Source organism: Leminorella grimontii ATCC 33999 = DSM 5078 (assembly GCF_000439085.1).
Lineage (GTDB): Bacteria > Pseudomonadota > Gammaproteobacteria > Enterobacterales > Enterobacteriaceae > Leminorella > Leminorella grimontii.
The window spans coordinates 386348-406252 of record NZ_AUUA01000002.1; the positions used below are offsets into that span (position 1 = coordinate 386348).

16 protein-coding genes are annotated in these 19905 nt (G+C 55.9%); 7 read left to right on the forward strand and 9 right to left on the reverse strand.

Translation table 11 applies throughout. The features are described from left to right. Positions 1-15 precede the first annotated feature (15 nt). Both G544_RS0106255 and G544_RS0106265 read left to right on the forward strand, forming a co-directional pair. On the forward strand, positions 16-420 hold the full coding sequence (locus tag G544_RS0106255) for a DUF2628 domain-containing protein (RefSeq protein WP_027273796.1): 405 nt from the start codon (positions 16-18) through the stop codon (positions 418-420). A 352-nt stretch (positions 421-772) separates the two neighbouring features. Beyond that, positions 773-2227, forward strand: coding sequence for an anion permease (locus G544_RS0106265; RefSeq protein WP_027273797.1), 1455 nt, complete (start codon positions 773-775; stop codon positions 2225-2227). Between the two features lie 63 nt (positions 2228-2290). Here G544_RS0106265 and G544_RS0106270 read toward each other — a convergent pair whose 3' ends face one another. The 7 genes from G544_RS0106270 to G544_RS0106300 form a co-directional block, all read right to left on the reverse strand. Continuing rightward, positions 2291-4375 carry an OPT family oligopeptide transporter gene (locus tag G544_RS0106270; protein WP_027273798.1) on the reverse strand — a complete coding sequence of 695 codons (2085 nt, stop codon included), beginning with the start codon at positions 4373-4375 and terminating at the stop codon, positions 2291-2293. Positions 4376-4665: 290 nt separating this feature from the next. Further along, positions 4666-5511, reverse strand: a complete 846-nt coding sequence (locus G544_RS0106275; RefSeq protein WP_027273799.1) for an EamA family transporter — start codon at positions 5509-5511, stop codon at positions 4666-4668. Between the two features lie 79 nt (positions 5512-5590). After that, a complete protein-coding gene (locus tag G544_RS0106280; RefSeq protein WP_027273800.1) occupies positions 5591-6187 on the reverse strand; it encodes a TorD/DmsD family molecular chaperone in 597 nt (198 codons plus the stop codon). A 381-nt stretch (positions 6188-6568) separates the two neighbouring features. Next, positions 6569-7348 (reverse strand): dimethyl sulfoxide reductase anchor subunit family protein, encoded by a 780-nt coding sequence (locus G544_RS0106285; protein WP_027273801.1) that lies wholly within the window; start codon positions 7346-7348, stop codon positions 6569-6571. Position 7349: 1 nt separating this feature from the next. Next, complete coding sequence (locus G544_RS0106290; RefSeq protein ID WP_027273802.1) at positions 7350-7967, reverse strand: DMSO/selenate family reductase complex B subunit; 618 nt, start codon at positions 7965-7967, stop codon at positions 7350-7352. A 12-nt stretch (positions 7968-7979) separates the two neighbouring features. Next, on the reverse strand, positions 7980-10403 hold the full coding sequence (locus G544_RS0106295; RefSeq protein WP_027273803.1) for a DMSO/selenate family reductase complex A subunit: 2424 nt from the start codon (positions 10401-10403) through the stop codon (positions 7980-7982). 496 nt (positions 10404-10899) lie between these two features. After that, on the reverse strand, positions 10900-12132 hold the full coding sequence (locus G544_RS0106300) for a LysR family transcriptional regulator (protein ID WP_027273804.1): 1233 nt from the start codon (positions 12130-12132) through the stop codon (positions 10900-10902). A 136-nt stretch (positions 12133-12268) separates the two neighbouring features. On the opposite strand from G544_RS0106300, the gene galB reads away from it, so the two are divergent. The 4 genes from galB (at position 12269) to G544_RS0106320 (ending at position 16339) form a co-directional block, all read left to right on the forward strand. After that, positions 12269-13006 (forward strand): 4-oxalmesaconate hydratase, encoded by a 738-nt coding sequence (gene galB, locus G544_RS0106305; RefSeq protein ID WP_027273805.1) that lies wholly within the window; start codon positions 12269-12271, stop codon positions 13004-13006. Next, a complete protein-coding gene (locus G544_RS0106310; RefSeq protein ID WP_027273806.1) occupies positions 13003-13719 on the forward strand; it encodes a 4-carboxy-4-hydroxy-2-oxoadipate aldolase/oxaloacetate decarboxylase in 717 nt (238 codons plus the stop codon). Before galB ends, G544_RS0106310 begins: the two co-directional genes overlap by 4 nt. A 215-nt stretch (positions 13720-13934) precedes the next feature. After that, positions 13935-15362, forward strand: coding sequence for an anion permease (locus G544_RS0106315; RefSeq protein ID WP_027273807.1), 1428 nt, complete (start codon positions 13935-13937; stop codon positions 15360-15362). 200 nt (positions 15363-15562) lie between these two features. After that, on the forward strand, positions 15563-16339 hold the full coding sequence (locus G544_RS0106320; RefSeq protein WP_027273808.1) for a substrate-binding domain-containing protein: 777 nt from the start codon (positions 15563-15565) through the stop codon (positions 16337-16339). An 83-nt stretch (positions 16340-16422) separates the two neighbouring features. Here G544_RS0106320 and G544_RS0106325 read toward each other — a convergent pair whose 3' ends face one another. Both G544_RS0106325 and G544_RS0106330 read right to left on the reverse strand, forming a co-directional pair. Then, positions 16423-17766: an MFS transporter gene (locus G544_RS0106325; RefSeq protein ID WP_027273809.1), complete on the reverse strand. Its 1344-nt coding sequence runs from the start codon at positions 17764-17766 to the stop codon at positions 16423-16425. 124 nt (positions 17767-17890) lie between these two features. Beyond that, on the reverse strand, positions 17891-19057 hold the full coding sequence (locus tag G544_RS0106330) for a M20 aminoacylase family protein (protein WP_027273810.1): 1167 nt from the start codon (positions 19055-19057) through the stop codon (positions 17891-17893). 422 nt (positions 19058-19479) lie between these two features. Between G544_RS0106330 and G544_RS0106335 the strand changes: the two genes are divergently transcribed. Further along, a complete protein-coding gene (locus tag G544_RS0106335) occupies positions 19480-19875 on the forward strand; it encodes a GFA family protein (protein WP_027273811.1) in 396 nt (131 codons plus the stop codon). Positions 19876-19905: the final 30 nt, after the last annotated feature.

Consider the following 19905-nt stretch of genomic DNA (forward strand, 5'->3'; position numbering starts at 1 on the left):
AGGAAAAGGACTCACATGGACAGAAGTAAATATTCACAAAAATGGCAGGATCGCTTCGCATTTTTCGATCAGTATGGTGCTCCTAACACGCCTGAATTTAAGGCTGCGCTGAAGGCAGAGACCTTCGGTCGTCGCATTCTTTTCAATATGAACATCATCGCGTTCTTCTTTGGCTTCATCTACTTTTTTGTATTAGGCCTGTGGAAAAAGAATCTCGTGCTATTCGGTATCGCTATGGGCGTCAGCATTGTTTTCACCATTGTTCAAATCGTGACCGGCCTTAACCTGCGCGGTGTGGACATGGGTCTCAACATCGCTCTCGCCTCAATGTGGGCACTGAGCGCCAACTACGCCTACTATCTAAAAGAAGTCAAAGGGCTGGACGGCTGGAACCCATTTGAAGGGATCCGCATGTTCTAAGCGCAATATAATGCGTTCGAAGTAGTATATCTTAGCCCGCCATTCGGCGGGCTTTCTATTATTAAGAATAAATTTTTTATTATTAAACCCTCTCTTTTTGTCATTATAAACAAATAAGAATAAATAATTTAACGCTGCATTAATAAATCCCCCTTTTTATTTATTCACCCGTATAAATTCGCTTCCGATTATCATCGTAACGCCTCTTCATTCACGGTTCCATTCATCACGAAACGTGTTTATCGCCTGCACGGTTGCCGCCTTAATCAACGATTTTTCGAGTGCTAATATCCCTACGGTTCCTCTGGCTATTTCTGTCTTTTTTGTTTTAACCGCATGATGGATAGCAACCATGAAAAACTATATAAAAATACTTATGCCGTTTCTGGCAGCGCTGATTATCAGCCTGCTTCCCGTACCCACCGGGCTGGCGCCGCACGCCTGGTACTTCTTCGCCATTTTCTGCGGCTGCATTATTGGGTTAATCTTCGAACCGCTGCCGGGCTCGGTCATCGGCCTTATCAGCGTGGTGGCGACCGCCATGTTGGCCCAGCACGCGCTCTTCTCGCCGGAGCAGCTTGCCGCGCCGAAGTTTAACTGGCCGGACAAAGCGCTAGCCTGGGCAATTTCCGGCTTTTCCAACACCACCGTCTGGCTTATCTTCGGCGCGTTCATGTTCGCCATGGGCTACAGCAAGACGGGGCTTGGCAGGCGCATCGCCCTGTGGTTGGTTAAAGCGCTAGGTAAGCGCACGCTTACGCTGGGCTACGCCATCATGCTGTCTGACGTGCTGCTGGCACCCTTTACGCCGTCCAACACCGCCCGCAGCGGCGGGATTATTTTCCCTATCATCAGCAACCTGCCGCCGCTTTACGACTCCAAGCCCAACGACCCAAGCATGAAGCGCATCGGCACCTACCTGATGTGGGTCGCCATAGCCGCCACCTGCGTCACTAGCACGCTGTTTATGACCGCGCTGGCCACCAATACGCTTTCCATTGGCCTGGTTGAGGGCATCACCGGCATACGGCTAAGCTGGGGCGAGTGGTTTTCCGTCACCGCGCCTGCCGGCATCCTGCTTCTTCTGCTGGTACCGCTGCTAAGCTACTGGCTGTGCCCGCCCGAAATCAAAAAGGGCAATTCCATTCCAAATTGGGCGGCCGCAGAGCTACAGGCAATGGGGAAAATCAGCCGTAACGAAATCCTGCTGCTTATCGCCGTCTTCTGCGCGCTGCTGCTGTGGATTGTCGGCGGGTCGTTTATCTCGACCGCGATGGTAGGGCTTTTGGTGCTGGCGGCGCTGCTCATTCTCGACGTTATCAAGTGGAACGACGTGCTTTCCAACACCACCGCCTGGAGCACGCTGGTGTGGTACGCCACCCTGATGGCGATGGCGAACGCGCTGAAAAACGTCGGCTTCGTCGGCTGGTTCGGCGGCATCATGTCCTCCCACATGCAGGACGTTTCGCCGACGATAGCTATGGTGCTGCTCACCTGCGTCTACTACTTCCTACACTACCTGTTCGCCAGCTCCTCAGCCCACGCCACCGCGCTGCTGCCGGTGATCCTCGCCGTCGCCGCCGGCATGCCGGGTATCAATATGCATCAGTTCGTTCTTCTGCTGCTGCCGGTGGCGGGGCTGATGGGCATCATTACGCCTTATGGAACGGGGCCCAGCCCGGTTTATTTCGGCGGCGGCTACCTGCCCAGCGCGCTGTGGTGGAAGCTCGGCGCCGCCTTCGGCGTCCTGTTCCTGGCCGTCTGGCTGCTTGTCACTCTGCCGTGGCTGACGTTTTTACAAAGCTGACGCTGGATATGAAAAAGGCCCGCGGGGTAAACCGCGGGCCTTTGTTATTTAAAGCTGGGTTAGCTATTTCGCCTTCAGCGCACCCATCACGCGGCGGACGAACGTCAGGCAGACGATGACGAACACCGCCAGACCCAGAAGCTGCTCAACCGCGCCCGAGTCGCCGAAAATCGGCGTCAGCCATGACGTAATCGCCAGCGGCGCGTCGCTGCCGCCGTTGCTGATGCTGATAACGATCAGTACCGCCAGCGCAACGCCCACCAGGCTCTCGCCGACGATCAGGCCAGAGGCGATAAGCGCGCCTTTACGCTCCACTTTCTTGTACATTTCGTGGAAATCGGCATTCTGCGCGCGAGCGCGCTTTTTCACCAGCACCGTCACAACCCACGACAGCACGGAACCGATAATCAGCGGCGCAGTAATGGACGGAGGCAGATAGATGCCCATACCGACGGCCAGCGCAGGCAGACGCAGCCTGCTGCCGCTTTTGGTCAGCAGTAGGTCAATTACGATCGCTACGGCGCCGACGCCCAGGCCGATGAAAATCATCGTCCACTCAAGCTGATGGGAGAAGATGCCCTTAGCGATAGTGGTCATCAACGTTGCCTGCGGGGCCGCCAAAACCTGGCTCAGGTCCATGTTCGGACGTGGCGTCGCGCCGGCAAAGCCGTAGGCGTTATACAGCACTTCCAGCACGGGAGAGATAACCGCCGCGCCGACTACGCAGCCGATCAAAAGCGCTACCTGCTGACGCCACGGCGTCGCTTTTACCAGATAGCCGGTCTTCAGATCCTGCAGGTTGTCGTTGGAAATCGTGGCGATCGCAAGCACCGCGCTGGTAGTGAAAATCGCCAGCGCCGTAGCAAAGTTAGTGCCCTGCGGGGTTTCCAGCATGCCGTTCAGGCCGCCCAAAAACAGCAGCAGCAGGGAGATCACGGTAATGGCGATGATGCCGATGCCGGAGATCGGGCTTGCGGAGGAACCGACCAGACCAGCCATGTAGCCACAGGCCGCAGCCACCATAAAGCCGATCAGAAAGGCGAAAATCACCGACGCCAGCACCAGCCCCCAGGCGACAGTTTGCGACAGGCCGCTGTCGGCAACGAACGAATAGAACGTGCCGATAAGCACCAGGAACATCACCACGCTGATGAGCAGCACCACCTTCGGCGACAGATCCAGCTCCGTTCTGGGGATCGTCACGCTGCCGTTTTTCACGTTCAGCGCCCGCAGCGAAGTCCGCATGCCCTCGATAATCGGCTTGACCAGCGTCAGCAGCGTCCAGATAGCGGCGATGGCCAGCGTGCCTGCGCCGATAAAGCGCACGTTGTTCTTCCAAAGCCCCATCGCGAAACCGCTGATTGAGGTGCCGTCAGGGATGTCCGCACCCGAACTTAAAATCGGCACGGCCACGCCCCAGGCGATAAGCGTACCAATAAGGATGGCGATCCCTGCCGCGATGCCGATAAGGTAACCGGCGCTCAGCAGCGCCAGAGAAAAGCCGACCGGCACCTGAAAAATAGCCCGGCCTTGAGTAAACCAGTAGCTGGCGCTATCGGACAATACGCGCAGGCCGTTGGTGGCAAAGCTGACGACGGAAGCGATAGCGCCGCCGAAGAGAATGTCGCGAAATCCGCTGTCTTTCTCGACCGCATCGTCGGCATGGTGGCTAGCGCTCACCAGCCTGTCGTTCTCGTCAATATAGTCGTCACAGCCCGCTTTGAGGATTTCCGCCGCGGCTACGCCTTCCGGGTAGGGCAGCTTGCTTTTTACCACCATCGCATGGCGCAAGGGGATAGAAAACACGACGCCCAGCATACCGCCAGCGGAGCAGATGAGCAGCGTTTGCCAGAACGGGAAGCTGTTCCAGTAGCCGATCATTAAAAGCCCGGGCAGGATGAAGATCACCGACGAAAGCGTACCGGCCGCCGACGCCTGCGTCTGCACCATGTTGTTCTCTAAAATGTTGGAGTTAGAGAAGAAGCGCAGCACCGCCATAGAGATAACGGCGGCAGGGATAGCCGATGAAAAGGTAAGCCCCACCTTTAGCCCTAAATAGACGTTTGATGCGGTGAATACCACGGTGATAAGCGCCCCGATGATAATCCCGCGGAGCGTAAGCTCCCGAATATGAGATGTATTTTCCATAAGATTCATGTTGTTAGCTTGCTAGTGTTATTTTTTATGCGGCACAGAGGTCTCTGTGTCCGCACTATTAAGTATTGGACAAATCAATGTGTCTTGATTTGAATGGGGCGATTATAGCGGAATAATGGTTACACGACTGCTACTTATTTAACGAAAATAAGCATAAACGGCTGGATTTTAAGCAACAATTTGTCACAAATTACTAAAACATGCGTCTCAATAAAACATTATGTTGGCGATTTCTAATTAATTTCAAAGGGTAATTCTCCGGGGCGGGGAGAAAGCGCGCTTCACCCCAAGCGCGTAAGCACTACGCCCGCGACAATCGTCAGGCCCGCCAGCATGCGCATGCGGCTTAAGGGCTCCTTAAGCCACCACACCGAAATCACCATGGCGAAAAGCACGCTGGTTTCGCGCAGCGCCGCCACCAGCGCGATCGGCGCCTGACTCATCGCCCAGATAACGATGCCGTACGACAGCAGCGACATCGTGCCGCCAAGCAGCCCCGGCCGCCAGTGCCGCCGAATTTTAGGCCATCCCGCCGAGCGGTAGCGAACAAAGAGGATAAACGTCATCACCACGCCGTTAATGGCAAACAGCCACAGCGTATAGGCGACGGGATTGAGGCTGGCGCGCGAACCCGCGCCGTCGGACAGGGTATAGCTTGCGGTAAACATGGCGGTAACCAGCGCGTATACCAGCGTTTGGCCGCTCATCCTGATAGCGCTTTTACGCCCCGCCAGCGCCATCATCAATACGCCGCTCACCAATAAAAGCGCGCCGATGGTCCCCATAAGCGGGGGCACCTCGCTTAATATCAGCCAGCTCAGCAGCGCCGCCAGCACGGGCGCACTGCCCCGTGCGATAGGATACACCTGGCCTAAATCGCCGCTGGCGTAGGCCCGGCTTAGAAACAGGCAGTAGCCGGTGTGAAACAGCATCGACAGGGCGAGCCAAGGTAGTGATGCTACCGAGGGCATACCAAAAAACGGCAGGCAGACAACCGATACCAGGCCGGAAAAAACGGCCACCAGCGCAACGCCTAAAAACCGGTCCTCGCCGAACTTTACGATCGCATTCCACCCTGCATGAAACAGGGCGGCGGCTAAAACGGCAAGAAAAAGCAGGGTGGTCATCGGCGCGTCCGTCTGAAAGCGTTTTTTATCTTAGGGCATCATATCCGACGAGCCTCGGATAAGCCATTGACCCGTGGGTTTAAAACCGTAAACGCAGCGCCGGCGGCGTTAGCCCATATTCCTGCTGAACCTGCTGTAAAAATAGCGTAGCCACCTCGGCAAGCGCCGCATAAAGCGGACTCACGCCGTTAACGGCCAGCTTCTCCAGATAGCGATAGGCCCACGGCAGCAGGTGCTGTTCCAGCAGTTCAGCCGCCGCTTTCTCGTTATCCGACTCCAGCAGCTGAGCCGCCGCCAGCAGCATCAGGCCAAACTGATCTTCCGGCTGGCAAACGTCAGACACAAAGCTGATGCCGTATTGCGCCAGAAAATGCCTGTATTCAATCGTGGTTTCGCCCATCAGCAGGTTGTCTTTATCCAGATAGACCGAGCCCCACGGCGGCGCAACCATCTCGCCCTGCCCCTCAAAAAGCGAGGAAAATTGCCAGACGGCCTCGTCCCGCTCGGGTAAAGCGACGCCTTCACACAGGCGTTCCACCTTCTGCCGATCGCTCCACGCATAGAGATCGCTCAGCGCACTCAAATCTTCCAACAGGGCCCAAATCCGATCGTCGGACGGTGAATAGTAAAACAGCGAACCAAGTATTCTCGGCATCAGCGCAACAGGTTTTTCCATGGGTGTTTGTTACTCGACTTCATAATGAAAGGCCCTGAATCCCGTGTTGATAAACAATCTTAATCAACCTTAGAGGATATTCCGGCCGAAAATACGCTGTGCTTATATAGCCTATGTGCTCGGCCGGGAGGGCGCTTGTATTAGCTTTAGGAGTGCGTCGGGCATAGCCTTCCTACGGGCCGTTATGAAGCCTTCGGCTTCACCCTAACGGGCCAGCGTAAACGCTGTTCAAACCAGCTTACGCTGGTTTGTCGTTGGCTTACGCCAAGTCGACCCCAACGGAAGACTCTCCCTCCGTTTAGCTCCGCAAATCGTTCTGAATATACTTCTCGTGCTTATTATCAATATTGATAGGCCCGCATCCGCGGGCCTTTCTCACAACTACATACTAATAAACCACAGGTTATAAAACGCGACGCGCCCCGCCAGCTCTGCGGCAATCGCTAACAACGCGGCCAGCGCTAAAACGCCCCTGTTATTCAGGCGGCCAATAACCGCCATCAGGCAGAGCACCAGCACGACGGCCAGCATCGCCATCTGCACAGTAAACCAGGTTTCCTGCGCCTGCGCCAGACGCTCGCTGGCCGCCGTCAGGGTATCGATATACCCGGTACGCATCGCCAGAGAGACGGCCGCGCCCACCGCGCCGAACAGCGCGCCCAGGCGAACGGCGCCGAGCGTGGCGGCAACCGCGCCGCCGCACACCAGCGCGGTCAGCACCATCACCAGCGTGGTGTAGCTATTTCCCCACGTGCTGACGGTATCAAGCTGATACACCATCGGCACCATTGCGATAAAGGCAATGCCCAGCAGCACGGCAAGGCCCGCCAGCGCGTTGAACAGCCCTGATTCGCCCTTTTTGAGCAGCAGGCCAAGCGCGGAAAGCCCGCCGACCACGCCAAATAGCGCCGTCGCCAGAATTTCGTTGCTCATCGGCGAGCGGCCAATGCCGCTAAACGCGTTGAGTGCGCGCATCGGCATACCCAGGTGGAACGTACTGCACACCGCGCCCAAGGCGAACAGCACCATCGCGCAAAACAGCCCTACGCCCAGTTGGCGGTCACTCACCTGCGACAGCTTGTGAGCCACGTACAAAAGAATAAACGCCCCTGCGCCGGCCTGCGTGAGTACCGTAAAAAAGACGAGTGGTAGTTCATGCATCTTATACCTCCGACGGATTCTGTACGGCACCCTCGGTGTCGCCGATCGGGCGCGCGTTCGGGTGAGGTTTAACGATAAGATTAGGCTTGGTGAGGCTGGCAGAAGGCAGCGGCGCCACTTCGTTGGCGGTGCCGTACTTCGCGCGCAGCTCGTCTATCTTGCCGAACTCCAGTGCCCGCTGCGGGCAGGAGTCAACGCAGATGGGCGAAAGCCCTTTCTCGACGCGGTCAAAACAGCCGTCGCACTTGCTCATCACCTTTTTCACCGGGTCAAACTGCGGCGCGCCGTAGGGGCAGCGAAGTTCGCAGTAGCGACAGCCGATGCACACTTCCTGATTTACCGCCACCAGGCCGTCCTGTGGGCGCTTGTGCATCGCACCGGTCGGACATCCCTTCACGCAGGTCGGCTCATCGCAGTGGTTACAGGCGATAGAGAGGTAATAGGAAAACGTGGTGTTGCGCCAGGCGTCACCTTCTTTTATCCATTCACCGCCGCCGTATTCATACACGCGGCGAAACTTTGGGCCCACATCCAGATCTTTATTATCCTTACAGCTCACCTGACAGGTTTTGCATCCGGTACATCTGGAGGAGTCAACGAAAAAGCCATATTGAGTCACAGTTAAGCTCCCTTAGATTTTCTTAATATCCACCAGATTGGTGTGTTGCGGGTTGCCTTTCGCCAGCGGCGAAGTGCGGTGCGTCGTCAGCGTGTTGATACAGGCGCCGACGTCGACCCCGTCACCGTTGTCCTGAGTCCACGCGCCTTGCGGCACGGCCAGTACGCCGGGCGCAACCCGGTTAGTGACTTTGGCATGGATCTCAATGACGCCCCGGTCGTTTTTGATCTGTACGCGGTCGCGGGGCTCAATGCCGCGCGGCTTGGCGTCCAGCGGGTTAATCCATACCTCATCCGGCACCGCTTCGCGAAGCTGCGGGATGGTGTGGTAGGTGGAGTGCGTCCGCCCCTTGGTATGAAACCCGATCATCTGCAACGGATATTTCTTCAGGCCTTCTGTGTCTAAATGGGACTCCCACGCCGGACAGAACTCCGGAATAGGCGTGATCTTTTCATCGGCGTCCAGCTCCCACTTGGCGGCGATGTCCGCCAGGCGGGCGGAGTAGATTTCGATTTTGCCGGACGGCGTCTTGAGCGGATTCGCCTGCGGATCTTCACGGAAGTCGGCAAACGCGATGCCCTGCTTCTCGGTAGCGATCTGCTGGTCGACAATGCCCATGTCTTTTGCAACGCTCCAGTCAGGCAGGTAGGTACGCTTGGCTTTCACTTCCGCGTAGTTTTTCTCAATCCACTGCTGCTGCGTCAGCCCTTCGGTAAACGCGTCGCGCTGGCCCATAATCGCGGCGATGTCGGCACAGATGTCGTAGGTGCTGCGCACTTCCCACATCGGCCTAACGACCGGCTGCATAGCGATCATGTAGTTGTTGGAACCGGAGGCGTAGGAGTTATCCACCAGATCGTTCGCTTCCAAATAGCTGGTTTCCGGCAGCAGGATGTCGGCAAACTTCGCGCTCGGCGTCATGTGGTTATCGATAACCAGAATGAACTCGCACTTGGACTCGTCCGCCAGAATTTTCTTGGTGCGGTTGACGTTGCCATGCTGATTGAGCAGGGTGTTGCCCGCCTGGTTCAGCATGAACTTGATGCCGGTCTTCAACCTGTCGGCATTACGCAGGCCCAGCTTGGTCGGCGTAATGGTTTCCGGCGCGTCGATGGCCGTCGTCCACAGATAGCAGGGGATGGCGGTCTTAATCGGGTTTTTGCCTTCCGGCAGCTTCGGCACGCCGTAAGACGTCGCGTAAGGCCAGTTGCCGTTGTTGGTGCCGGGGCGGCCGAAGTGGCCGGTCAGCGCGGGCAGAAGCTGGATGGCGCGTACGGTTTGCTCGCCGTTGGCATGGCGCTGCGGCCCCCAACCCTGAGCGATATAGCACGCCTTCGCGTTGGCGATTTCACGCGCCAGCTGGCGAATGCGCTCGGCCGGCAGGCCGGTGATTTTCGCCGCCCATTCAGGCGTTTTTTCCGTCTTGTCGTCGCCGCGGCCAAGGATATAGTCTTTATATCCAGCGTTGGACGGCGCGGACTCCGGCAGGGTTTGGCTGTCAAAACCAATGCAGTAGCGGTTAATCAACGCTTCGTCCAGCAGGTTTTCAACGATAAGCGTATGGACGATGCCCGCGACCACTGCACCGTCGGTGGTCGGCTTAATCGGCAGCCATTCGGCGTGCTCGGCGATGACCGAGTCGGTATAGCGCGGGTCGATAACCACAACCTTCGCCTTGGACTGTTCCAGCGCGCGGCGCAGCTCTTCAACCTGACCGCCGCCGGACATCCGGGTTTCGGACAGGTTCATGCCGAAAAACACCACCAGGTCGGAGTGCTTGACCTGATCGAAGTGGCTGCCGGCATAGACGCCGTGGGTGTACGGCGTCGCGACGCTGATTTGCGCCGTCGAGTAGGTGTTGTAGTAATTAAGAAAGCCGCCGTTGAGGTTCAGCAGGCGCTTCCAGGCGTTGGTGCCCTGCGTGTGATAGTAGGCGCCGGACTGGTAGTTGTAGTAAATCGATTCGTTGCCGTACTTCTCGGTAATGCGCTTGAGTTCTGCGGCGATAATCGCCGTCGCTTCTTCCCAAGTGATGCGCTTGAACTTGCCTTCGCCGCGCTTGCCGACGCGCTGCATCGGGTATTTTAGGCGGTCAGGGTTGTAAACGCGCCAGCGGCTAGAGCGCCCGCGCAGGCAGGGGCGAATTTGGTGTTCGCCGAACACGGCGTCATTTTTGCAGTCTTCCGGCTCGATGCGCACGATGGTGTCGTCTTTGACGATCACCTTCAGAGGACAGCGGCTGCCACAGTTAACCAAACAGGCGCTGTGGCGCACCGTCTCTTCTCCACCCTTGGCGGCTGGAGCCGACTCGCCTTTAGCGGCGATGGCGGAAAACGGCAGAGAAACGGCGCTGACAGCCGTAACGGCCGCACCGGTTTTAACACTATTTTTCAATAGCGTTCGTCGGGAGATATCCCTGACTAATAAGTCGTTCATCTTTTTTGACATAACGCTCGCTCACAAAAATGAAACCCACCGCGCTCTACGGCACAATGACCCGGTGTTTAAATGGATAACAACCAAAGAAAAGCGGGATGAGTAGCAATTAAAAGTTTAAACGGGTGCTTATTTTTCTAATAACACGACGAGAAGCGCGCAGACATACGCGCAAGTTAAACTTACTTCTTTTGAGGTAATCACACATTGATAGCGATCAAAACAGGATGGGTAAATCTATCGTGCTTTTCTTATCCGGTCACATTTTACAAAAAATAATGCCAGGATTTAGCCCAGACAAGGCTATTTATCCATTTTGCTTATTAACGTGCTTATTTTTGATTTCCATTCAAATTATGCTTGCTTAGATAATGAAATCGATATTTCTTATATTCTAATGAGAGCGGAAACCATCAAAAAATAGTGTCGTAAAATGAAAGAAAACAAGTTTATCTAACGCCGCTTTGGCATTAAAAAACGCAAATTAAAATGCGGGTTAATTTTTCGTTTCCTGAATAATTTCGCGTATACAGCGAAGCAGCGCGTCGGTAGCGGGAGAATGCAGCGCGCCAAGCCGGGTCATCAGGCCGATTTCTCGGCGAGTATCGGCGAGGCTGATGCTCAACGCCACCAGAATGCCTGCAGAAAGCTCGTAGTCCAGCTGATGCGAAGAGACCGCCGCCACCATATCAGACCCCAGCAGCAGCGTTCGCACTACCGCGGGGTCGCCGCTTTCCACTACCGGCTTTGGCGACGCCATCCCCATCTTTCTAAACGCGTCTTCCAGCAAATAGCGCGAAGGCGCGTGGTTACGAGGTAAAATCCACCGAGCGTCGCTCAACTCGGTCTTGTTTAACTCTCTTCCGGCCAGAGGGTGTTCGGGCCTCACCAATAAAACCAACTCCTCTTCAAACAGCGCTTCATTATGAACCTCTGGAATACTGCCCTCCTCGCGCAGCGCGCCGATGATAAAGTCCACGTCTCCGGCGCGTAGTTCCGTCACCATTGAAGAAAACTCGCCTTCGTTAGTTGCGACTTTAATGCCTGAGTGAAGAGAAACCAGCCGGATTATCGCCTGCGGCAGCAGGTAGGCGCGGCTGAGCGGCAGTGCGCCGACGTAAACGGTTCCCGTCAGTTGCCCCCGGTGGGCGGCGATATCTTCAGGAATGTGGCGAATTTCATTAAGCGCACGGCTGATGCAGGGAGCGATTTCATGGCCCGCCGGCGTGGGCATCATTCCCTTAGGCGTGCGGTCAAACAGTGCGATACCCGCCCCCTTTTCCAATACCTTCAGCGCCGCGCTCACCGCCGGCTGGGTCACGCTCAACGCGTTGGCAACGCGCAAAGTGTGGTGCAACCGGTAGAGGGACAGAAAGATCTGCAGGCGGCGTTCGTTAAAAAGCCAAACCGGCTCTGCATCTTCGGTCTCCACCCCGTCCCGCTGCCGCAGTCGGCTCAACAGAGTGGGGATACGGCTAAGTTCGGCCATCGCATTGCGCGCGCGAGGCAAAACTTTTCTTCCCATTTCTGTCAACAGCATCCCTCCGGCGTGCCGCTCAAACAGAGAGACGGTCAAAATGTGTTCAAGATCACGAATTGAATACGTAATTGCGGACTGAGTACGAAATAAATTACGCGCAGCCATGGATGCAGAGCCCCGCTCAGCAATCATACAAAAAGCTCTTATCTGCATAATTTTTATATAATTATTTACATTCTTCTTTCTCATTTCTTTATCACTCCGCGAGCGCTCATTTTTTAAACATAAATAAAATTCATACCTAACGCAATAAAACTCACTACCTCCCGCCTATGGGCCCAAGCCAGAATGCAGAACAGAGATAAACGGCAAAAAGGATATCGACATGACAAACGCTTCTTCCAAAACCGCGCTGGTGGTCAGCGCTCACTCGGCCGACTTCGTCTGGCGCGCGGGCGGCGCTATCGCTCTGCACGCTGAGCAAGGCTATCGGGTACACATCGTTTGCCTCTCTTACGGCGAACGCGGCGAATCCGCCAAGCTGTGGCGCAAGGGCTGCATGACGGAAGACGTCGTCAAGGCGAGCCGTCGCGAAGAGGCTGAGGCGGCGGCGAATATCCTCGGCGCCAGCGTCGAATTTTTCGACATGGGCGACTACCCTCTGCGGGCCGACAAGGAAGACCTGTTCCGCCTGGCGGACGTTTACCGTCGGATACAGCCCCACTTCGTACTCACTCATTCGCTGGCCGACCCCTATAACTTCGATCACCCGCTGGCCGCCAGCCTGGCTCAGGAAGCCCGCATCATTGCCCAAGCGGAAGGGTATCGTCCTGGCGAACCGATAGTCGGCGCGCCGCCGGTTTACTGCTTTGAGCCCCACCAGCCGGAGCAGTGCGGTTGGAAGCCTGACGTGCTGCTAGACATCACCTCCGTATGGGAGAAAAAGTACGCCGCTATCCAATGTATGGCGGGCCAGGAGCACCTGTGGGAATACTACACTCGCGTAGCGCTGCAGCGCGGCGTGCAGGCAAAGCGCAACGTCGGCATCGCTAGCGCCAAGGTCATCACCCACGGAGAGGGCTATCAGAGCCTCTTCCCGCGCGTAACGGAGAACCTGTCATGAGCGTCGTCAACGCAAAAGGCATCGTGGTCACCCATATCGAGCGGGTAGAAGACGATCTGCTGCCTCGCTTCGCTGAATACGGCGTGGCGACAGTGCACGAAGCACAGGGCCGCCAAGGGCTGCTGGACGTGCGCATTCGCCCCATACAGCAGGGCCGCAGCGTCGCTGGCAGCGCGGTCACCGTGCTGGTAACACCCGGAGACAACTGGATGTTCCACGTCGCCGTGGAACAGTGTCGGCCCGGCGACGTACTGTTAGTCTCCCCCACCTCCGACTGCCACGACGGCTTTTTTGGCGACCTGCTGGCCACATCGCTACGGGCGCGTGGCGTAACGGCGCTGGTAGGCGACATCGGCATTCGCGACAGCCAAACGCTGCGTGAAATGGGCTTCCCCGTCTGGTCTAAGGCGGTGTGGGCACAGGGTACGGTGAAAGAGACGCTCGGCTCGGTCAACGTGCCGATTGTCTGCGCCGGTCAGCTCGTCTACCCCGGAGACGTCGTTATTGCCGACGATGACGGCGTCGTCATCGTACCGAGAGCGCAGGCGCGAGCCGTTGCCGACAGCGCACAAAAGCGCGTTGACCTCGAAGAAGAGAAACGCCTGCGCCTGTCCCACGGCGAGCTGGGCCTTGATATCTATCAGATGCGAGAAAAACTAGCCAAAAAAGGGCTGCGCTACGTTAACTCTCTCGACGACCTGACGCCGCCATAATCAGGACTCGAAGCGTTCGCCTTCGGTTCGTCAACGCACGCTACTTTGTATTCAATCCCGACGCGGTAAAAAGCGTCGGATGGAATTTCTATCGCTTTTGATAGCGGTACAGCTAATGACTAAACGGGGAATCCCGCTGACGTAACCCAAAAGAATTCAAGGCTTTTTAATGAATTATTGAAAATCACAGCACGTTAAATAAGAGAGACCACAGCATGAATAATAAAATATGGAAGTTGTGTATCTTGGTATTAATACCGCTCATCATATGGTTTATTCCTCCCCCCGACGGATTAACCGAATCATCATGGCGCCTGTTCGGCTTTTACCTGGCAGCCATTTTTGGCCTTATTTTAAAACCGTTCTCTGAAGCGGTCGTACTGATGGCCGCCGTAGGCTTCGCCGGTATTTTTCTTAACAATACGAGCAAAATCCTCGTCGGCTACTCAACCTCAACCGTCTGGCTGGTGTTCGCCGCTTTCGGCATCAGCGTAGCGTTCGTAAAGACCGGGCTTGGCCGACGCATCGCCTATCATATGATAAGGGCGTTCGGCAGCACGACGCTTCGCCTCGGGTACGTCACGGCCTTTTTAGAGTTCGTCATCTCTCCCGTCACGCCGTCCAATACGGCGCGCAGCGGCGGTATCGTGTTTCCTATAGTGCTTTCCGTCGTTAAAGCATTGGGCTCAGAGCCGGGAGAAAGTGCCCAGAAAGCAGGTTCTTACCTGATGTCCAACATCTACTTCGTGATGAAGGTTAGCAGCTTTATCTTCATTACCGCCATGGCGCCGAACCTCCTCACCGCCGACTTTGCGGCGAAGATCCTGGACGTACACCTCGATTGGGGCGTATGGGCGCTGGCGATGATCGTCCCCGGTATTGCATTGCTGCTGATCGTTCCCGCTATCGGCTACTATCTGGATAAGCCGGAAATTACCCACGTCGATAATAAAAAGATCGCTCAGGAGGGGCTGGCCGAACTGGGGCCAATGACGAAAAATGAAAAAATTCTGGTAGGCATTTTTATCTCCGCGCTGCTCGGCTGGGCGCTGCCGTCCATTCTGGGGCAAGGGTTTGGCATCGGCCTTAAAATCGACGCAACGGCGGTTGCCATCGTCGCAACGGTGCTGTGTATTCTACTGGGCGTCATCAAGTGGGACGACGTGCTGAACAACAAGGGCGCCTGGAATACTCTGCTTTGGTTCGGCGGCATCATCGGGCTGGCAAGCGCGCTGAACAAGGCCAAGGTGTTTGACTGGCTGGCGTCGCTTATCCAAAACAACATCGATTTTGGACACAACCCGTTCATCGTTTTAACCGTTATTGGCTTTCTCAGCATTGCCGTGCGCTACTTCTTCGCCTCGGCGAGCTCGTACGCCATCGCCATGCTGCCAGTATTCCTTACCGTAGGCAAAGTCGCCGGAGCGGACCCAATGGCCCTGGCGCTGGTGTTGGCCGCCACCAATTCTTACGGCGGCTCATTAACCCACTATGGAGGCGGCGCAGCGCCCATTATCTTCGGCGCAGGCTATAGCGAAGTTAAAAAGTGGTGGATATCCGGCGCGGTGATTGCGATTGCATGCTTTATCGTCACAATGACCGTCGGCTACGTTTGGTGGCAGTTCCTGGGGATCGTTAACTAATTCAAGACCGCCATATAAACAATATCGCGTTATATATTACCGCCCGATAATAACTATTACCGGCCGACCGCCTTTATTTAATAAAAAAATAGCGTGCGTATTTATAAGGTTCGTTTTGGATGCAGCTCCTTATTTTTTAATTAACGTCGTATGCAATGACATTAATTAAGTAAGAAAAATGTACATATGGATATACACTGATGAAATTACCTAAAGCGATCGCTGTGGGGTTATGTATGAGCATTACCGGCCTCGCGGCCTCGGCGTCAGCGTACGCCTCTTCCGATAAGCCAGTGACCCTCAGGGTCATCTCCTCGATGGCCACCCGTCAGGTTCTGTCCGAACTTGTCGTACCGTTTGAAAAACAGTCGGGATATCGAATTGAGCTGGAGTCGGTCGGCGGAGTAAACGCCGCCAAACGCATTGAGGCGGGAGAAAATTTCGACGTTGTTATTCTTGCCTCCGGCGCAATCGACACGCTTATCGCATCAGGCAAGGTCGTTCCCGATAGCAAGACCTGTCTGGTTAAATCCGGCGTAGCCATCGCCGTACGGGAAGGGGCTACAAGGATGGACATAGGCAGCGAAGAGGCGGTGAAGCAGGCCGTTCTGAGCGCCAAAACCGTTGGCTATTCGACCGGCCCAAGCGGCGTATACCTGTTTGAGCTGTTCCAACGCTGGGGCATTGCCGACCAAATTAAAGACCGCATCGTGCAGGCGCCCGCAGGCGTGCCGGTAGGTGCATTAGTAGCCAAAGGCGAAGTTGAGCTCGGCTTCCAACAGCTTAGCGAGCTGCTTCATCAAGAGGGCATCACCGTACTTGGCCCACTGCCCGCTGACATCCAGACGGTTACCCGCTTTTGTGCAGGCATTACCGTTAAGTCAGCGCAAAGAGAAGCGGTTCAGGCCCTGCTGGACTACCTGACCTCGCCTGAAACAAACGAGGTTAAAATCAAAAACGGCATGGATCCGATTTAAAAAGTGCATTCAGCAAAATGCCCCCGACTTCGCAAAAAACCGGGGGCATCTTTCATCATGCTGTCAGGCAGTAATGCCGACTATCAGTTTTCCAACCGCTTGGGATCGCGAAAGAACGGCAGCGCCAGCATCGATAGCAGCGTCGCGCCGCCCAGATACCAGGCGGGCGCCGTCAGCGAGTCCAGCCAAACGATAGACTGCGTGGCGAAAAACTGAGCGAAGCCGCCGAAAATCGCAACGCCGATGCTGTAAACCATGGCAAAGCCCATGGCTCGAATGCGCTTTGGCAGCAGCTCGGAGATAACCAGCATCACCGGCACCGCGCCCAGCGTGGTAAAGCACACCATCACGAAGACGACGCTTAGCAGCACCGCGGGCGTCGGGTAGTTCACCAGCAGCCAGAACGACGGATAGGCAAGGATCAGCACCGCAATTCGCGCAATAACAATCAGCTTCTTACGCCCCAACCGGTCGCTCATCGCGCCTACCAGCAGGCCTCCGCCGAAGGTCAGCACGCCGGCCAGCAGCATGGCCGCATAGGTATAGCTTTGCTCCACGTGCAGATACTTGCCGGCGAAGGTGCCGTAATAGTAGAGCGAAATGTAGGTCGCCACCGTCGTGCCGATGGTCAACAGAATGCCGACGGCGATCACGCGAATGTGCTGCATCAGCAGGGACATGGTGCTTTCGGTTATCTCTTCAACCTTTTTGGCGGCGGCATTCTGACGCGAGGCCGGCGCCATGTCGTTTTCCAGGCTCAGGCGCAGCCAGCAGCCGATGGGCGCCAGCGCAACGCCGATAAAGAACGGCACGCGCCATCCCCACTCGGACATCACTTCAGGGTTGCCGCTCACGCCCGGCAGGTAGACGGTCAGGCACAGGGCGGTCAGGCCGCCGAAGGTGGTCGCCAGGCCCTGCGTCGCCAGCGCCCAGCTGCTGTAAAAGCCGCGGCGGTTGGCGGGGGCGGACTCCACCAGCATTGACATCGATGCGCCCACCTCGCCGCCGGCGGCCACGCCCTGAATCAGACGCGCCGCAACCAGCGTGACGGTACCCCAATACCCTGCCGTCGCGTAGGTCGGCGCAATGCCGATCATCAGCGTGCCGATACTCATCAGAGTGATGGTCAATACCATCGCCGGCTTGCGGCCAAAGCGGTCGGCGTAGGCGCCGATAATAATGCCTCCCAGCGGGCGCATGAAAAAGCTGACGCCGAAGGTGGCAAACGCCAGCAGCAGGCCGACGTTGGAGTCGCTGCTCGGCGGGAAGAAAAGCACGCCGATATAAACGACGAAAAAGTTATAAACGCCGAAGTCGAAGAACTCCAGCGCGTTGCCGAAAGCGGATGCGAAAATAATGCGGCGGCCGTTGACCTTCTTGACCGGCCTGTCCGTTACGTTATCTTCTGCGGTGAGTGCGTCTGCCATGGTGTCTCCTTTCCTTAACCATCCTGTGTGGCGATGGAAATTTTCTTTTTATTATTAAGGCGCGCCGGGCGGCGTCGCCTGTGCTGTTATTTCCGGCCGGGCCTTCAGCGCCCGGCCTAATGGATTATTTTAAATAGCGCTCGACCAGCGCGCCCCAGAAGGCGCTGGCGGGAACCAGACATTTGTCGTTAAAGTCGTATCCCGGATTGTGGACCATGCAGGAACCTTCGCCCTTGTCGCCGTTGCCGATGAACATGTAGCAACCGTTCGGATTCGCCTCCAGCATGAAAGCGAAGTCTTCACTGCCCATCAGCGGCTTGGATCCGTAAACCACGCGATCTTCGCCAAACTGCGTTTTGGCGACGTCATAGGCGAGGTCGATCATCGCCTTATCGTTCACCAGCACCGGCGTGCCGTTGACGTGTTCTACGTCCGCCGTTGCGCCGAAGCTCTCCGCCTGCGCCTTGGCCAGCGCGGGGATGCGCTTGAGCAGCAGCTCGCGGGTTTCACGACTAAGCGAGCGTACGCTTAGCTTCATGACCGCGCTGTCGGGGATCACGTTGGCGGTGTGGCCGGCCACGATGCTGCCGACGGTGATGACGGCCGCTTCCAGAGGATCGACGTTACGCGACACGATGCTTTGCAGCGCCGTTGTGATATGCGCCGCTACGACGATCGGGTCGACAGCGTGCTGCGGCATCGCGCCATGGCCGCCGACGCCGTGTACGATAATTTGGAACTGATCCATCGACGCCATAAACGGCCCCGGACGGAAGTGGAATTCGCCGACCGGATAGCCCGGCATGTTGTGCATGCCGAAAAGCGCGTCGCACGGAAAGCGGTCAAACAGCCCCTCTTTCACCATGATTTCACCGCCGTTAATCAGCTCTTCCGCCGGTTGAAAAATCAGATGCACCGTGCCGTTGAAGCGGCGGGTTTCCGCCAGGTACTTGGCCGCCCCTAAAAGGATGGTAGTGTGGCCATCGTGGCCGCAGGCGTGCATACGGTTAGGCGTCTTGCTTGACCACGGCTTGCCGCTGGCTTCCTGAATAGGCAGGGCGTCCATATCCGCGCGCAGCCCAATGGTTTTCTTGCCGTCGCCGACTTTCAACGTGCCGATAACGCCGGTTTTTGCCATACCGCGATGGACTTCATAGCCCCATTCAGTCAGCTTTTCGGCTACCAGCGCGCTGGTTTTTACCTCTTCCAGGCCCAGTTCAGGATTTTCATGGATCTGGTGGCGAATATCGCATAATAGGGATTCATACTCTTTGACTTTTTGTTCAATCATGACGCTTCCTTTTTTATCCCCAGTTCACAACCGGCATAAATCGATAACCTGACTGCCTTCATCGTTCGCAAACGAACCATATGGAAATATCAGCAAGAAATATGCCAAAAGGCATTTTTATACCGACAAGCTGGAGAATACGCGGTTTTTAAAACGGTGCGTCACCGGTGGTATGGGTCCATGACCGCCGGTGACGTTAGAAAATAAACGGCAATATCATTCTGCTCTTTTTGGACAATATCAGATTTATAGGGAGGGAGAAAGAGAAAGGATCGTCCACTAATTGCGTCAACCTCGGCAATTTATCAGATGATAATCCCAAAAAATAGCCATTATTAGATATTTTATGGGAGTCATTTTCTTTTCAGAAAGATTGATGCTTAACTCAAAGGGAAACAGAAAAAACAACAAGGAGCTTAAACATGTTAACGGGACACTGCCTGTGCGGACGAATAAGCTATCGCCTCGATCAGGACATTGAACGAATCATTTTTTGCCACTGCGAAAAGTGCCGCAGGGCGACCGGTACGGCGTTCAACTCGGCGGCGCTGATAGACGCCGACAAGTTTACCCTGCTCAGCGGCAAGGAGAGCATTAAAAGCTTCTCCTCTTCCCCCGGCGTGCATCGCCTGTTTTGCGGCGAGTGCGGTTCACCGCTGTATAGCGCCAGAGACGCACAGCCTCAAAGCTACCGCCTGCGGATAGGTACGTTGGATACCCCCATTAATCCAGAGGAAAAAATCCATATTTTCGTCGCATCCAAGGCCGCTTGGGAAACCCTGTGCGACGACTACCCGAAACACGATGCATCATTTTAGTGCAAAACAAACGCATTGCCCGCGCTAAAT

Bases quoted from the DNA above. Each gene is read 5' to 3' on its own strand.
- galB (WP_027273805.1), top strand. From the start codon at position 12,269: ATGACAAACGCTTCTTCCAAAACCGCGCTGGTGGTCAGCGCTCACTCG.
- G544_RS0106255 (WP_027273796.1), top strand. From the start codon at position 16: ATGGACAGAAGTAAATATTCACAAAAATGGCAGGATCGCTTCGCATTT.
- G544_RS0106265 (WP_027273797.1), top strand. From the start codon at position 773: ATGAAAAACTATATAAAAATACTTATGCCGTTTCTGGCAGCGCTGATT.
- G544_RS0106275 (WP_027273799.1), bottom strand. From the start codon at position 5,511: ATGACCACCCTGCTTTTTCTTGCCGTTTTAGCCGCCGCCCTGTTTCAT.
- G544_RS0106335 (WP_027273811.1), top strand. From the start codon at position 19,480: ATGTTAACGGGACACTGCCTGTGCGGACGAATAAGCTATCGCCTCGAT.
- G544_RS0106280 (WP_027273800.1), bottom strand. From the start codon at position 6,187: ATGGAAAAACCTGTTGCGCTGATGCCGAGAATACTTGGTTCGCTGTTT.
- G544_RS0106300 (WP_027273804.1), bottom strand. From the start codon at position 12,132: ATGAGAAAGAAGAATGTAAATAATTATATAAAAATTATGCAGATAAGA.
- G544_RS0106285 (WP_027273801.1), bottom strand. From the start codon at position 7,348: ATGCATGAACTACCACTCGTCTTTTTTACGGTACTCACGCAGGCCGGC.
- G544_RS0106325 (WP_027273809.1), bottom strand. From the start codon at position 17,766: ATGGCAGACGCACTCACCGCAGAAGATAACGTAACGGACAGGCCGGTC.
- G544_RS0106270 (WP_027273798.1), bottom strand. From the start codon at position 4,375: ATGGAAAATACATCTCATATTCGGGAGCTTACGCTCCGCGGGATTATC.
- G544_RS0106310 (WP_027273806.1), top strand. From the start codon at position 13,003: ATGAGCGTCGTCAACGCAAAAGGCATCGTGGTCACCCATATCGAGCGG.
- G544_RS0106295 (WP_027273803.1), bottom strand. From the start codon at position 10,403: ATGAACGACTTATTAGTCAGGGATATCTCCCGACGAACGCTATTGAAA.
- G544_RS0106330 (WP_027273810.1), bottom strand. From the start codon at position 19,057: ATGATTGAACAAAAAGTCAAAGAGTATGAATCCCTATTATGCGATATT.
- G544_RS0106315 (WP_027273807.1), top strand. From the start codon at position 13,935: ATGAATAATAAAATATGGAAGTTGTGTATCTTGGTATTAATACCGCTC.
- G544_RS0106320 (WP_027273808.1), top strand. From the start codon at position 15,563: ATGAAATTACCTAAAGCGATCGCTGTGGGGTTATGTATGAGCATTACC.